General features: G+C 68.5%; 13 protein-coding genes and 2 pseudogenes. 9 read left to right on the top strand and 6 right to left on the bottom strand.

Annotated features, from left to right (window positions below):
• Positions 1-3 precede the first annotated feature (3 nt).
• From ACQ86L_RS12435 to ACQ86L_RS12420, 4 genes and pseudogenes are all read left to right on the top strand, one after another.
• Positions 4-555, top strand: coding sequence for a protein jag (locus ACQ86L_RS12435; RefSeq protein WP_434315674.1), 552 nt, complete (start codon positions 4-6; stop codon positions 553-555).
• A 14-nt stretch (positions 556-569) separates the two neighbouring features.
• The gene (rsmG, locus tag ACQ86L_RS12430; protein ID WP_434315673.1) at positions 570-1,199 is read left to right on the top strand and encodes a 16S rRNA (guanine(527)-N(7))-methyltransferase RsmG; all 630 of its coding nucleotides are present in this window, start codon (positions 570-572) and stop codon (positions 1,197-1,199) included.
• A gap of 220 nt (positions 1,200-1,419) precedes the next feature.
• Entirely contained in the window at positions 1,420-2,259 is an 840-nt protein-coding gene (locus tag ACQ86L_RS12425; protein WP_434318887.1) for a ParA family protein, read from the top strand.
• Positions 2,259-3,211 (top strand): annotated as a pseudogene (locus ACQ86L_RS12420) (ParB/RepB/Spo0J family partition protein). Before ACQ86L_RS12425 ends, ACQ86L_RS12420 begins: the two are co-directional and overlap by 1 nt.
• A 42-nt stretch (positions 3,212-3,253) precedes the next feature.
• Here ACQ86L_RS12420 and ACQ86L_RS12415 read toward each other — a convergent pair.
• The 6 genes and pseudogenes from ACQ86L_RS12415 to ACQ86L_RS12390 form a co-directional block, all read right to left on the bottom strand.
• Positions 3,254-4,216 (bottom strand): D-alanine--D-alanine ligase family protein, encoded by a 963-nt coding sequence (locus ACQ86L_RS12415; RefSeq protein ID WP_434315672.1) that lies wholly within the window; start codon positions 4,214-4,216, stop codon positions 3,254-3,256.
• Between the two features lie 36 nt (positions 4,217-4,252).
• A complete protein-coding gene (locus ACQ86L_RS12410; protein WP_434315671.1) occupies positions 4,253-5,575 on the bottom strand; it encodes a PLP-dependent aminotransferase family protein in 1,323 nt (440 codons plus the stop codon).
• Between the two features lie 150 nt (positions 5,576-5,725).
• Complete coding sequence (gene trxA, locus ACQ86L_RS12405; protein WP_179604159.1) at positions 5,726-6,052, bottom strand: thioredoxin; 327 nt, start codon at positions 6,050-6,052, stop codon at positions 5,726-5,728.
• Positions 6,053-6,067: 15 nt separating this feature from the next.
• Positions 6,068-7,055 (bottom strand): annotated as a pseudogene (trxB, locus tag ACQ86L_RS12400) (thioredoxin-disulfide reductase).
• Between the two features lie 82 nt (positions 7,056-7,137).
• Positions 7,138-8,745, bottom strand: a complete 1,608-nt coding sequence (gene murJ, locus ACQ86L_RS12395) for a murein biosynthesis integral membrane protein MurJ (RefSeq protein ID WP_434315670.1) — start codon at positions 8,743-8,745, stop codon at positions 7,138-7,140.
• On the bottom strand, positions 8,738-11,011 hold the full coding sequence (locus tag ACQ86L_RS12390; RefSeq protein WP_434315669.1) for a DUF6049 family protein: 2,274 nt from the start codon (positions 11,009-11,011) through the stop codon (positions 8,738-8,740). Before ACQ86L_RS12390 ends, murJ begins: the two co-directional genes overlap by 8 nt.
• A gap of 132 nt (positions 11,012-11,143) precedes the next feature.
• Here ACQ86L_RS12390 and ACQ86L_RS12385 point away from each other — a divergent pair, with 132 nt between their 5' ends.
• The 5 genes from ACQ86L_RS12385 to rplI all read left to right on the top strand — a co-directional run bounded on the left by ACQ86L_RS12385 (position 11,144) and on the right by rplI (position 14,568).
• A complete protein-coding gene (locus ACQ86L_RS12385) occupies positions 11,144-12,568 on the top strand; it encodes a CCA tRNA nucleotidyltransferase (protein WP_434315668.1) in 1,425 nt (474 codons plus the stop codon).
• A gap of 288 nt (positions 12,569-12,856) precedes the next feature.
• Positions 12,857-13,252 (top strand): 30S ribosomal protein S6, encoded by a 396-nt coding sequence (gene rpsF, locus ACQ86L_RS12380; protein WP_345838780.1) that lies wholly within the window; start codon positions 12,857-12,859, stop codon positions 13,250-13,252.
• 4 nt (positions 13,253-13,256) lie between these two features.
• Complete coding sequence (locus ACQ86L_RS12375) at positions 13,257-13,772, top strand: single-stranded DNA-binding protein (RefSeq protein ID WP_345838781.1); 516 nt, start codon at positions 13,257-13,259, stop codon at positions 13,770-13,772.
• A 65-nt stretch (positions 13,773-13,837) separates the two neighbouring features.
• Positions 13,838-14,101, top strand: a complete 264-nt coding sequence (gene rpsR, locus ACQ86L_RS12370) for a 30S ribosomal protein S18 (protein WP_018189012.1) — start codon at positions 13,838-13,840, stop codon at positions 14,099-14,101.
• A gap of 14 nt (positions 14,102-14,115) precedes the next feature.
• The gene (gene rplI / locus ACQ86L_RS12365; protein ID WP_434315667.1) at positions 14,116-14,568 is read left to right on the top strand and encodes a 50S ribosomal protein L9; all 453 of its coding nucleotides are present in this window, start codon (positions 14,116-14,118) and stop codon (positions 14,566-14,568) included.
• Positions 14,569-14,908: the final 340 nt, after the last annotated feature.

Genomic DNA, 14,908 nt, shown 5'->3' with positions numbered 1-14,908 from the left:
GATATGACCGACGTGCAGACCGAGTTCACGCCTTCCGAGGAGGAAGCCGTCCACTCCCCCATTGCTGACGTGGAGGGCGACGCCGAGTCGGCGGCCCCTGCCGATCTCGACCGTGAGGGCGACATCGCCGCGGACTACATCGAGGAGTTGCTGGACATCGCGGACATCGATGGCGACATCGACATCGACACCCGCAACGGCCGCGCGTACATCTCGGTGAACGCTGAAGAGGGCACCAACCTCCGCCTGCTGTCGAAGCCGGACACGGTCGCTGCGCTGCAGGAGCTGACCCGCCTTGCGGTTCAGAACCAGACGGGTGGATTCTCGCGCCTGATCCTCGACATCGCCGGTTCGCGCGACGCGCGCCAGGCGGAGCTCGCCACCCTGGTGGACCGGGCGATCGCCCGGCTGGAGGAAGGTTCGGCCGAGGCGTCGCTGCCCGCGATGTCCTCGTACGAGCGCAAGCTCGTGCACGACATCGTGTCCGAGCGAGGCTACGTGTCCAACTCCCGCGGCGAGGGTCGTGACCGCCACACGGTCATCACCGCTGCATAGTTTCACGTGAAACGGTGACTGATTCCGTCGAGACCGAACCTGCGGTCGCTGGGACACTCTTCGGTGAGCGAATCGACGTCGCTCGCGCATTTACGGCCAATCTGGTCGCCCAGGGTGAAGAGCGTGGGTTGATCGGACCCCTCGAACTCCCCCGCATCTGGTCGCGTCACATCCTGAATTGCGCGATCGTCGCGCCGCTGCTCAAGCCGGGACGCGTTGGGGATGTCGGAAGCGGCGCCGGTCTGCCTGGACTCGTGCTTGCGATCGCCCGTCCTGATGTGGAATTCGTGCTCATCGAGCCGATGGAGCGCCGCGTCGCCTGGCTGAATGAGCAGGTGAGCGAGCTCGGACTCGACAACGTGACCGTCGTGCGGGATCGGGCCGAGGATGCACGGCTTGCTGAGCCGTTGGACCAGGTCACCGCCCGAGCCGTGAGCGCGTTCCGCAAACTCATTCCTCTGACCTCTCCCCTGCTGCGCGACGGCGGTGAACTGGTGCTGATGAAGGGCGCCGGCGCGCCCGCGGAGGTCGAAGCGGCCTCGAAGGAGATGCGCAAGTATCGCGTCCATGACGTTGAAGTCCTCACGCTGGGTGAGGGCGTCCTGGACGACGTCACCCGGGTCATTCGGGCGCAGGTCCGCTGAGGATAACTGCGTTCTCCACAGCTTCCGCGATGCTGAAGGGTGTCGCCGGACAGTCAAGCTAGAGTTGACGAGTGGTTCGCACCGCGTTCCAGTAACTCCCCCGCGGCGAGGCCGTACACCGTACCAAGCAACGAGGTTTCACGTGAAACAACCCGACCAGGATGCTCCCGTTGAGGTGGGTGAGATCACCTTCGATGCGTCGACGCCACTTGCGCGCGAGATGCAGGATCTGGCCAGGAGGAGACAAGCCATCGCTTCAACGACGCTGCCGTTGCCGTCACGAACTCGGATCTTCACGATTTCCAACCAGAAGGGTGGCGTAGGAAAGACGACGACGGTCGTGAACCTCGCGGCCGCGTTGGCCAAGTCCGGCGCGCGCGTGCTTGCGATCGACCTCGACCCCCAGGGAAACGCCTCCACCGCGCTGAGCGTGGAGCACCGGGAGGGCACGCCGAGCGTGTACGACGTGATCGTCAACGACAAGGAGCTCGAGGAGGTCATCCAGAAGAGCCCCGAGTTCGATGGGCTGTTCGTGATTCCCGCCACCATCGACCTCGCCGGCGCCGAGATCGAGCTCGTCTCGATGGTCGCCCGTGAACAGCGTCTTTCGCGCGCGCTCTCGCGTTTCCTGGACGAATTCGACATCGACTACGTCCTGATCGATTGCCCGCCCTCGCTCGGGTTGCTCACCATCAACGCCTTCGTCGCTGCCACCGAGGTCCTCATCCCGATTCAGTGCGAGTACTACGCGCTTGAGGGCCTGAGCCAGCTGCTGAAGAACATCCAGCTCATCGAGCGGCACCTCAATCCGAAGCTGCGGGTGTCGACGATCCTGCTGACCATGTACGACTCGCGGACCAACCTCGCCCACCAGGTGGCGGACGATGTCCGGCAACACTTCCCCGACGAGGTGCTCGACACGATCATTCCGCGCTCTGTGCGGATCTCGGAGGCGCCGAGCTACGGGCAGAGCGTCATCAGCTATGACGCGAACTCGTCCGGGTCGCTCTCGTACCTCGAGGCGGCCGCTGAAATCGCACGAAGAGGAGTACCCCGCTAATGGCAGCGAAGCGCACTGGACTGGGCCGCGGTATCGGCGCACTCATCCCCACGAGCGATCAGGCGTCGCGACCGGTGGATGTCTTCTTCCCGGAGACGTCCGCGGTGGCAACGGCGGAGCTCGTCGCGGTGCCCGGCGCTCGGCTCGCGAACCTCTCCCCGCTGACATCGTCCCCAACGCAGCGCAGCCACGCGTCGAGTTCGACCGCGAGGCGTTGGACGAGCTCGTAGCGAGCATTCGCGAGGTCGGCGTGCTCCAGCCGGTGGTCGTCCGCCCGGTCGCCGGGCAGGTGGACAAGTACGAACTCATCATGGGTGAGCGCCGGCTGCGTGCGACCAAGGAACTCGGGTTCGACAGCATCCCGGCGGTGATCAAAGACACCGCGGACGAGGACATGCTGCGGGATGCCCTCCTGGAGAACCTGCACCGGTCGCAGCTCAACCCGCTCGAAGAGGCGTCGGCATACCAGCAGCTCCTCGCCGACTTCGGGATCACGCAGGAGCAGCTGGCGACCCGGATCGGGCGTTCGCGCCCGCAGATCACGAACACGATCCGCCTGTTGAAGCTCCCGGCGCCTGTGCAGTCGCGCGTGGCGGCCGGCGTCCTCAGCGCGGGCCACGCTCGCGCGATCCTCTCGGTCGGCGACGACGAGGACGCGATGGTGCGACTGGCGGACAAGATCGTCAACGAGGACCTTTCGGTGCGCGCGGCGGAGGCCGCCGCAAGCAGATCACCGAAGCCGGTCCGGACGAAGGCCTCCCCGGGCAAGCACCGCGGCCACCTGGACGAGGTGGCCGAGCGGCTCGGCGACCGGCTGAACACCCGGGTCAAGATCAGCCTGGGCGCACGAAAAGGCCAGATCGTGGTCGATTTCGCCACGATCCAGGACCTGAACCGGATCCTGGACGAGATCGGCCAGCCGACCTACAGCTCGCCGGTCCGTTTCACGTGAAACGGGGGTGAATCAGCCTCCCGTTTCACGTGAAACCCCCGCCTACTCCCCTGCGTCCGCGATCGCCGCTGCCGCGAGCGTCGCGTAGACGTCCCCAAGGTCGCGACCGGACGCCGCGATCGCCTGGGGCATGATCGACGTCTCCGTGAGACCCGGCAGAACATTCGCCTCCAGGAACCACGGGATGCCCGCCGCGTCGACGATCAGGTCGACGCGGGACAGGTGCCGGAGGCCGAGCGCGGAATGTGCTGCGGTCGCCGCGCCCGAGACTGCCTCGGTGGTCGACTCGTCCAGCCGCGCCGGCACATAGAACCGGGTCTCCCCCGCGTTGTACCGCGCATCGAACGTATACGTACCCTCGATCGGCTCGATCTCGACCGGCGGAAGCGCGATCGGACCGTCTCCGGTGTCGAGTACGGCGACCGAGACCTCCACGCCGGCGACTTTCCGTTCGATCAGCGCGACGTCGGCGTACGTGTACGCGTCGACCATCGCTCGCGGAAGCTCCTCGGCAGCGGTGACAATGGTGACGCCCTGCGCTGAGCCGCCGTGGGCCGGCTTGACCACGAGCGGGACATCGAACGCGCCGAGCACCGTGGCCAGTACGCTGTTGGCGCCGAGCTCCCGGAACGTCTCCTTCGGAAGCGTCACCGACGCCGGAGTGGCGACGCCGGCACGGGACACGACGGTCTTGGCGGCCGGCTTCGACCAGGCGAGCCGGGCGGCGTCGGTGGTCGACCCGACGAACGGCACGCCGGCCAGTTCCAGCAGCGCGCGCAGGGCGCCGTCCTCACCGCTCGATCCGTGGAGCGCCGGCCAGACGACGTCCGGGCGGCTTTCGCTGAGGTAACCGAGCAGCGCGCCGTCCGGCTCGCGCACAGTCACGTGGTGTCCGAACGACTGGAGGCCGTCGGCGACACGTCGTCCGCTGCGCAGCGAGATGTCGCGCTCGTGCGAGATTCCGCCGGCGAGAACAACGATGTCGAGTGCTTCTTTTTCGGCCATGATCTGCTCTTTCTTCGGCAATGGATGCGCCGGGGATCAGCGCAGATCCGTCGGCGGGTTCGGGCTGGTGCGGCTGGCGCGGGACGCGGTGAGGGGGCCGGTGCCGGCGAAGGTGTCGAGGAGGTCCTGCTCGCCGTTGATGACATTGGCGAGCCGGCGGACCCCGACCTTGATGCTCTCCGGCGTCGGATAGCAGAACGACAGTCGGATGTTCTGCGCGCCCGACCCGTCCCCGTAGAAGGCGGTGCCGGGCGTGTACGCGACGAGTTCGGTGACGGCGCGCGGCAGCATGGCCTTGGAGTCGAGGTGCGAGGGCAGCGTGAGCCACACGTAGAAGCCGCCGTTCGGGTTCGTCCAGGACAGCTCGGGGAGGTACTCCTCCAGCGCGGCGATCATGGCCTCCTTGCGCTCGCGGTACACCCCGCGGAACGTGTCGATCTGGCCGCGCCAGTCGGCATCGCGCAGATACTCCGAGATGACGAGCTGGCTGAACGAGCTCGGGCTCAGGACGGCCGCCTCGTTGGCGAGGATGAGCTTCTCGCGGATGGCGTGCGGAGCGAGCGCCCAGCCCACCCGGAATCCGGGCGCGAGAGTCTTCGAGAAGGTGCCGAGGTAGACGACGCCCTCACGCTCGACGGACCGCATCGCGGCAGGAGGCTTCTCTCCGAAGTAGAGCAGCCCGTAAGGGTTGTCCTCCAGCACCAGGATGTCGTTCTGGCGGGCGATCTCAAGGATCTCGAGCCGCCGCTCCCAGGACAGGGTGACCCCGGCCGGATTGTGGAACGTCGGCACCGTGTAGAGGAACTTCACCCGCCGGCCCGCTGCCTTCAGCCGGGCGATGTGCTCGCGCAGCGCCTCCGGGATGAGCCCGTGCTCGTCCATCGGGATGTGGTCGACCTCCGCTTGGTACGAGCGGAAGATGACCATCGCCGTCACGTAGCTGGGGCCTTCGGCCAGCACCACGTCGCCCGGGTCGATGAACAGCTTGCTGAACAGTTCGAGCGCGTGCTGCGAGCCCGTCGTCACGATGACGTCGTCAGCGCTGCCGCTGATCCCCTCGAGGGCCATGACCTCCAGGATCTGCTCCCGGAGCGCGGGAACGCCCTGACCGGACCCGTACTGGAGAGCGACCGGACCCTGCTCGCGCATCACCCGGTCCATCGCCCCCACGACCAGATCATCGGGGAGCGCCGCGACGTACGGCATGCCGCCGGCCAGCGAGACCACCTCGGGGCGGCTGGCGACGGCGAACAGGGCTCGGACCTCACTGGCGGCCAGGCCGCTGGTGCGCTGTGCGTAGTGGTGATACCACGGGTCCAGATTGTTTCCCTGCTGGCGAGGGCTGCCCTGTTCTGTCACGAATCGTCCGTTTCTCGTGTCGTTCATTCATGCTAGGGGCGGCATGCACCCCGCTGGAAATCGAGCCGACTCCCGGATACACGAAAGACCCGCCCGGCGGATGAGCGCCGGACGGGTCTGACAGTGTGTGGAAGCTGCCTGGCTGTCGCGCTACGCGAGGTAGGCGGCCAGGTCGGCCTCGAGGGCGGGCTTCGGCTTGGCGCCGATGACGGTCTTGACGACCTCGCCACCCTGGTAGACCTTCATCGCGGGGATGGAGGTGATCTGGTACTTCGCCGCGGTCTGCGGGTTCTCGTCCACGTTGAGCTTGACGATCTCGATCTTGTCCGCGTGCTCGGCGGCGATCTGGTCGAGGATCGGACCGACGGCGCGACACGGACCGCACCACTCGGCCCAGAAGTCGACGAGGACGGTCTTTCCGCTGCTGAGGACGTCCTGCTCGAAAGTGGCGTCCGTGACGGAACGTGCTGCTGACATAGTTGCTGATTCTCCTTATGCGGTGGTCGTGAGTTCGAGATCGCCGGACGCGCCCTCCGCAGCGCGCTCCAGCAGGTCCTTGGGGAGGGTCGTGAGGTAGTGCTCGGCGTCAAGCGCGGCGACCGTACCCGACGCGGCGGCGGTGACCGCCTGGCGGTAGGTGGGGTCGATCACGTCGCCCGCGGCGAACACGCCCGCGACCTTCGTCTTGGAGCTCCGGCCGGCGACCGCGATGGTCCCCTCCGGAGTGAGGTCGAGCTGGCCGTGGACCAGGTGGACCCGCGGGTCGTTGCCGATCGCGATGAACAGGCCCTGCAGTTCCAGCTCGCTCTGCTCGCCGGTCTCCAGGTCGCGCAGCGTCACCGCGCGCACCTGCTCGTCGCCGCTGATGCCGACGACCTCCGAGTTCCAGATGAACTCGATCTTCTCGTTGGCGAACGCGCGCTCCTGCATGATCTTGGAGGCGCGGAGCGAAGTCGCGGCGGTGGATGACGTACACCTTGTCCGCGAAGCGGGTCAGGAAGGTCGCCTCCTCCATCGCCGAGTCGCCGCCGCCGACGACGGCGATCGTGCGCTCACGGAAGAAGAACCCGTCGCAGGTGGCGCACCAGGACACGCCGTGACCGGACAGGCGCTCCTCGTCCTCCAGCCCGAGCTTGCGGTACGCGGAGCCCGTGGCGAAGATGACCGACAGCGCCTCGTGCACGGCGCCGGAGCCGAGCGTGACCGTCTTGACGTCGCCGGAGAGGTCGACGGACACGACGTCGTCGAGGACGATGTCGGTGCCGAACTTCTCGGCCTGCGCCTGCATCTTGAACATGAGGTCGGGGCCCATGACACCGTCGGGGAAGCCGGGGAAGTTCTCGACCTCGGTGGTGTTCATCAACTCGCCGCCGGCCTCCACGGAGGAGGCGATCAGCAGCGGCTTGAGGTTGGCGCGAGCGGCGTAGATGGCCGCCGTGTAACCGGCAGGGCCGGAACCGATGATGATGATCTGCCGCACGGAGGAACTCCTTGATGGTCTGCGGTGCTCCGTCCGGAGACACCGCCCTGTAGAACACATCCTAGGCGGATGCTATTCCGTGTCACCTGCGAGCGGAGGAACGGGCCGCGGCGCGCTCCAGAACGGGCGCCAGACCGGCCTCCAGATCGCTCGATCGCAGGAGGGCGAGGAAGCCGAGGTAGACGACCAGCATGATCACGCCGACGATCGCCGACGAGACGACGGCGGCGATCGGGCCGCTCACCGGGAAGGAGCCGTGGTCCACTCCCCCGAGGATGACGAGGAACCCGCCACCCGCCACCATCGACGCGACACCGGCGACCAGGAAGCGCCACATCCCGTTCAGGATGCGCCGGCCGTCCACTCCCCCGGTGCGGCGGCGCAGCAACGCGAACGCGAGGCCCGCCTGCACGACGCTGGCGCCGGAGACCACGAAGGCGATGGCGGCGGCGCGGAAGTCGGCGGGCACCGCGAAGCACGCGAGCACGCCGACGACGATCACCACGGTCTGCACGAGGGTGAACATGAACGGCGTGCGGGTGTCCCCGAGCGAGTAGAAGGCGCGCTGCGCCATGAACACGAGGGAGAACGGCACCAGGCCGATGAGGTAGGCGATGAGCACATTGCCCATCGACTGGTACGACGAGGTGAACACCCGGGCGACCGGATAGGCGAGGACGATCAGCACGGCCGACGCCAGCACGATCAGGAACATGATGGACCGCGCCGCGCTGGAGAAGTCGTCGCGGAAGGATTCGACGGCTCCGCGGTGGGCGTGCTCCGCCATCCGCGTGTAGAAGGCCGTCACGATCGACACGGCGATGATGCCGTGCGGGAGCATGAAGACGAGCCAGGCGTTCGTCATCGCGAAGGAGCCCGCGTGCCCCTCACCGACGGAGTTCGCGACGTTGGTCTCCACGAGACCCGCGACCTGGGTGGCGATGAGCATGGCGAAGGTCCAGCCCGCTGCCTTTCCGGCCGATCCGAGGTTCACCCCGCGCCAGCGGAAGTCGAAGCGGAAACGGAGGCCGATCCGCCGCCAGAAGAGGAAGAGCACGAGCGCCTGCGCCGCCAGCCCCAGCGTCGCTCCTCCGGCGAGCAGCGCCACCATCCCCGGCGACCACACCGGATGGTTGTTCCCGGTGGCGTAGGCGCCGAAGGCGAGCACGAACACGCCGAGCATGGCGACGCCGACGACGTTGTTGACCACCGGCGCCCAGGTGAACGGACCGAACGACTTGCGCGCGTTGAGGACCTCCCCGAGCAGCGTGTACAGCCCGAGGAAGAAGATCTGCGGCAGCGACCAGTATGCGAACGCGGTCGCGAGCTCCGCCTGGGCCCCGCGGAGGCCGTAGAGCGACATCAGGACCGGTGAGAGCAGTGTGGCGATCGCGGCCACCCCCGCGAACACCACCATCCCGAGCGTGATCAGCTTGTTGATGTAGGCGCGTCCGCCGTCCGGGTTGACCGAGGCGCGCACGATCTGCGGCACCAGGATGGCGTTGAGGATGCCTTGGGCGATGATCGCATAGACGCTGTTCGGAACGATCGTGGCGGTGTTGTACGCGTTCGCGGCGATGCTCGACAGCCCGATCGCCTGGACGAGCAGCCACGCCCTCCCGAACCCGAGGACGCGCGAGACGAGGGTGCCGGACGCGAGCATCGCGCTCGCCCGGCCGACGCTAGCCATCGGCGCCTCCCGGGGCGGGGCGGGTGGTGTCCGCGTCCTCGGCGCTGCCGGAGGCCTCGTCGGAGGCGTCACCGTCAGCGGCGGCTGCGCCATCCTCGTCCTCGGCGCCCTCGCCCTTCCGGCGCTGGTCGCGGCGGCGCAGGATGTTGCGCACGATCCCGAAGCCGAACAGCAGCACGAGGAGGCCGCCGAAGATCAGCGCGCCGATGCCCTCCCAGTCGGCGTGCACATCCACCGTGACCGAGCTCGGGTCGCCGATCGGCACGCCTGTCGGGCTGTAGAGCTGCAGCGACAGGATGACCTGGCCGTTACCGACCTTGGCCTTCACCGGCACGAGCATCGTCGCCCGGGAGTCCTGCGGGATCGTCTTCGTGGTCGGCGCGTCGATCTCCAGCCGGCTGTTCGACGGCGAGGCGCTGAGCACGACTGTGACGGCCTCCGTGCTCAGCTCGTTGCTGACCGTGAACGGAATCGACCCCTGCGCGCTCACCAGGTTCACGTTCTCGGTGGGCAGGATGTGGACCGCGTGGAGGGTCTTGACCGTCGCCTGCCTGCTCCCGCTCACTGCGGCCGTCCAGCCGGTGCGCGGGTTCTGCCACGAGACCGCGAGCAGGGTGAGCAGCTGCGCCCGCGTCTGCCCGGTGAGCGTGGTCGGGTCGCTGAGGACGGTCGCGAACGCGTCGATCGACTTCTCGTCCTGCAGCAGCAGGTGGATGCTGTCGATCCGGGTCTGCGACTCCGGGGCGTCGGTCAGCGCGAGCTCGGACGACGGCGCGGACGACAGCAGGGCGGGGAACGTCGACGGCGCCGCGAACGGGCTGGTGAACAGGGCGTCCAGCGTGCGCTGGAGCTGCGTCCCGCTCGACGGCCAGGAGCGGTCGAGCGCGAGCAGCAGGTGGCGGGGCGTCGTCCCCTCGGCGCTGACGAGCTGGAGCTGGGCGTTCAGCTTCGACATCGCGGCGTTCCAGGCGAGGTCGCTCGGCGCGGAGACGGCCTGGCGCAGCGCTTCGGAGAGCCGTTGATCCGAGACCGCGAGGGTCGACGACCCGCTGTGCTGCGGCGCGTTCGGCGTCGAGTCGAGCTTGTCGGCGTTGGTGTTGCCGCCCGACACGACGACGGTGCCGAGCCCTGCCGCCGCGAGGGGCGCGAGGTCGGCCGAGCGGAGGGTGTCGTCGCCGGGCCACGCGATGCCGCGGAGGGTGTAGTTCCAGGCCAGCAGCCGGTCGAGGGTGGGGAGCGTCTGTCCGGTGCCGGGCGTCGGCGTCGGGCTGGGCGTCGCCGCGGGAGTGGGGGTCGGGCTCTGCGGCTCCCCGATCGCCGTCGGGGCCGGCGAGAAGTTCTTGGGGTCGAGCGCGTAGCCCAGCGCCGTCGGCTGCAGCGGCGCGGGAAGACCGGCCTGGATCTGGCCGGCGACGTCCGCGTCACCGTAACCGAGTGAGAAGGTGTCGTTCGGGAGGGCGCTCAGCCGGTCGAGCCACGCCGTCGCGCTGGCGGGCGCAGTGTTCCCGAGCACGCGGATGGACGCCAGGATCATCGGGTCGATGCCGACCGTGACGGTCGCGTGGTTCTGGAGCCCGTCGAGGTCGCGGGTCAGCACGCCGTTGGGCGCCGTGTAGGTGGCCAGCTCCTGCGCGGAGATGAGGCCGTCACCGGTGGACGGGCTCACGATCGGCATCACCACGCCGACGGTGGAGCGCGTCGAGGGGTCGCCCGGGTTCCAGACGACCGATCCCCGGGCGTTCGCGACCGCCCGGCCGATGTCGGCCGTGGCGCCGATCCCGTAGACGGCCGAGGTGGTCCTCCCCGCGAACGGGACGGCCGCCGCGGGCACGTTCACGCGCACCACGACACTGGCGCCCGGTTCGAGGATGGGGAGGGTCGCCGTGCCGAGGTCGACCCGGCCCGGGACCGTGTCCGTCGAGGTGAGCCAGGAGGCGAGATCCGCTCGTGACTTCTGCGGCTGCGGGTCGAGCCACAGCCCGACCGAGCCGCCCGTGTAGGCGGCGTCCGTCGGGTTGGTCACCGTGACGGACGCGACCAGCTCCTGCCCCGGCGCGAGCACCCCTCCGTTGTCGGCGGTCAGGGACGCGCTGATCGAGGCGTTCGTCGCTGTGCGGAGGGAGGCCGAGGCGACGGACACGGGGCCGGAGGTCGCTGACGCTGGGCTCGCGGCGGGACCGGCCAGGAGGGTGACGATGGCCACCCCCGCACCGATCAGGGCAGCAGGCAGTCGCGCACCCCGGAGGGGGAAGCCGGGTACGCTCATGCGCCGACGCACGATCCCGGTTCCGCCTCCATGTCGACGATTCTAGGGGCCGCCCCCTGTGAGAGCCCGGCGAGCACGCGGCCTCGCGCCGAGGCGAGCGGCGCGTCCGGCCTCCCATTAAACTGAGTCACCATGCAGTCCGTCGCCGAATCCCTCGACCGCCTCGGCGCCCTGGCCAGGACCCCGACGGTCGATCGGCTCGCACAGGCGTTCGCCGCAGCCGGGTTCGAGCTGTCGCTCGTGGGGGGTCCCGTGCGCGACGCCCTCCTGGGCCGCGAGGTGCACGATCTGGACTTCACCACCGACGCGCGCCCGGACGACATCCTCGGAGTCGTCCGGCCCATCGCCGACGCAGTGTGGGACATCGGCCGCGCGTTCGGCACGATCGGCGCGCGCTTCGGCGACGACACGGTCGAGATCACGACCTACCGCAGCGACAGCTACGACGGCGCGACGCGCAAGCCGGAGGTGCAGTTCGGGGACGCGCTCGAAGGCGACCTCCTGCGCAGGGACTTCACCGTCAACGCGCTCGCCCTCCGCGTCCCGGAGGTGCGGCTCGTGGACCCGTCCGGCGGCGTGGAGGACCTTTTGGCCCGGCGCATCACCACGCCGTCGAGCCCGGAGGTGTCGTTCGGCGACGACCCGCTGCGGATGATGCGCGCCGCGCGGTTCGCCGCCCAGCTCGGCTTCGACGTCGACGAGCAGACGCGCGAGGCGATGGCCGACATGGCCGAGCGGATCGGGATCGTCAGCGCCGAGCGCGTGCGCGACGAGCTCACGAAGCTGCTGTCCGCCGACGACCCGCGGCCCGGCGTCGAGCTGCTCGTGGACTCCGGACTCTCCGACCACGTGCTGCCGGAGCTGCCCGCGCTGCGCCTGGAGGTCGACGAGCACCACCACCACAAGGACGTCTACCAGCACAGCCTGACCGTGCTGGAACAGGCGATCGGCTATGAGAAGGAGCGCCACCCCGGCGAGGCGCCCGACCTCGTGCTGCGGATCGCCGCCCTCCTGCACGACATCGGCAAGCCCGCGACGCGGCGGTTCGAGCCGGGCGGAGCCGTCTCCTTCTATCACCACGACGTCGTCGGGGCGAAGCTCGCCAAGAAGCGGCTGACCGCCCTGCGCTTCGACAAGGCCACGGTCGACTCGGTCGCGCGCCTCATCGAGCTGCACCTCCGCTTCTTCGGGTACTCCGACGCGCACTGGACCGACTCGGCGGTCCGCCGGTACGTGCGCGACGCCGGAGGCGAACTGGAGCGCCTGCACATGCTGACCCGCGCCGACGTGACCACGCGCAACCGGCGCAAGGCCGACCGGCTCGGCTTCGCGTACGACGACCTCGAGCGGCGTATCGCCGAGCTGAAGGCGCAGGAGGAGCTGGACGCCGTCCGCCCCGACCTCGACGGGGAGCAGGTGATGCGGCTGCTGGGGCTGAGGCCCGGACGCGAGGTCGGACAGGCGCTCTCCTTCCTCCTGGAGCTGCGGCTCGATGAGGGACCGCTCGGTGAGGAGGAGGCCACGCGGCGCCTGCTCGCGTGGTGGGAGGCGCGGTAGGCCGGCGGCCGCCACGGCACCAAGTCCTCCACAGCGTCGGCACCCGGACGAGTTGTCCACAGATTCGCGGACGCCGCCCTGCGGGCCTCCGTTCATCGCGAGGCTGGACGCATGAGCATCGCAGAGACCATCGCAGACCCCACCGCCCAGCGCCCCGGTTGGCGCGGGAGCGGCCCATCGGCTACCCTAGATAAGTTGCCCGGGCGGAGTCCTGCCTGCGCAACCGATGTCAAACCCTCCTGCTGCAGAACGTCTGCAGCCGCTGAGACCAGAGGAGGTGGGTTAGTCATGCATCAGTACGAGTTGATGGTCATCCTCGATCCCGAGATCGATGAGCGCACCGTAGCTCCGAGCCTCGACAAGTTCCTCAACGTCGTTCGCAACGACGGCGGATCTGTCGACAACATCGACATCTGGGGTCGTCGTCGCCTGGCGTACGAGATCAACAAGAAGTCCGAGGGCATCTACGCCGTCGTGCAGCTCACCGCGACCGGTGACACCACGAAGGAGCTCGACCGCCAGCTGAAGCTCAGCGAGGCCGTCATGCGCACCAAGGTGCTCCGCGCCGAAGAGGCCATCGCCCAGGTCGCGGCCGCTCAGAAGCGCGCCGACGAGAAGGCCGCCCGCAAGGCGTCCACCTCCGCCGACAAGGCCGCTGCCGCCCCCGAGAAGGCCGGCGCCTAGTCCCATGGCCGGCGAGACCGTCATCACCGTGGTGGGCAACCTCACGGCCGACCCCGAGCTGCGCTACACGCAGAACGGGCTGGCTGTCGCCAACTTCACCATCGCATCCACTCCCCGCACGTTCGACCGTCAGGCGAACGAGTGGAAGGACGGTGAGGCTCTCTTCCTGCGCGCGAGCGTCTGGCGCGAGTTCGCCGAGCACGTCGCAGGCTCGCTGACCAAGGGGTCCCGTGTCATCGCTCAGGGGCGTCTCAAGCAGCGCTCCTACGAGACGAAGGAGGGCGAGAAGCGCACCTCCATCGAGCTCGAGATCGATGAGATCGGGCCGTCGCTGCGGTACGCCACCGCTCAGGTGACCCGTGCGCAGTCCTCGGGCCGTGGCCCGGGTGGCGCCGGTGGCTTCGGTGGCGGCGCTCCCGCCGTCGAGGAGCCGTGGGCCGCTTCCGCTCCGGCGGACCCGTCCGCGGGCGCCGACGTCTGGAACACTCCGGGCTCCTACAACGACGAGACCCCGTTCTAAAGGGTCCCTCCAACTGAGTTTGCCTGGCCGGCCTCGGCCACGTCAGGCGGAAAGCAAAGGAAATCATGGCTGGAAAGTCGAGCGGCGACCGCCGCAAGCCGATCCGCAAGGGCAAGGACGGGAAGAACGCCGCACCGGCGAAGTCCGTCCGCGTGGGCGTCATTGACTACAAGGACGTCGCCACCCTGCGGAAGTTCATCTCCGAGCGCGGAAAGATCCGCGCCCGCCGCATCACCGGTGTCTCCGTGCAGGAGCAGCGCCTCATCGCCCGCGCAGTCAAGAACGCGCGCGAGATGGCACTCCTCCCCTACGCCGGCTCTGGCCGTTAAGGAGTAGGGACAGAATGTCGAAGGTTATTCTCACGCACGAGGTCACCGGCCTCGGCTCCGCCGGTGACGTCGTCGACGTCAAGAACGGCTATGCACGCAACTACCTCGTCCCCCAGGGCTTCGCCATCGTGTGGAGCCGTGGTGGCGAGAAGCAGGTGGAGCAGATCAAGGCGGCCCGTGCCGCTCGCGAGCTGCACACGATCGAGGCCGCTCAGGACCTCAAGGCCAAGCTCGAGGCGACCCGCGTCAAGCTGGTCGTCAAGGCCGGCCGCGAGGGCCGTCTGTTCGGCTCCGTGAAGACGGGCGACGTCGCCGACGCGGTCAAGGCCGCAGGCATCGGCGAGCTCGACAAGCGCAAGATCGAGCTCCCGAACGCGATCAAGGTCGTCGGTGACCACGAGGCCACCGTCCGCCTGCACGACGACCTCTCGGCCGTCATCGCGCTGCAGGTGGTCGCCGCCAAGTAGCGGACGGAAATCTCACAGTGTAGCGGCGGGCGAGAGCCCGCCGCTACACCTCGTTAACGGAGTTTTCCCCGGCTCCATCCACAGTGCACAGGCCCCGCCGGACGAGGTCGACCACAGGCCGCAGGGAACTTTTACACACAGCCTGTGCAAACATAAACCCCTGATCAACCAGGCGTTTCGGTGTGAAGATTTTTGGTTTTCCACAGCGTATCCCACACCTTGTGCACAGCCGCGTCGGCGTTTCGCCCAGATTATCCCCAGAGTTATCCACAGGTGGAGTTGTGGGCGCGGCGAGGGGTTCGTAGGGTGGAGCGACGTCGACGGAAGACCGCCGAGGATC

Origin of the sequence: Leifsonia sp. P73, from assembly GCF_051059105.1 — a bacterium.
GTDB lineage: Bacteria > Actinomycetota > Actinomycetes > Actinomycetales > Microbacteriaceae > Leifsonia.
Note: the sequence above shows the minus strand (reverse complement) of the source record. Positions and strands in the feature narration are given on the sequence as shown.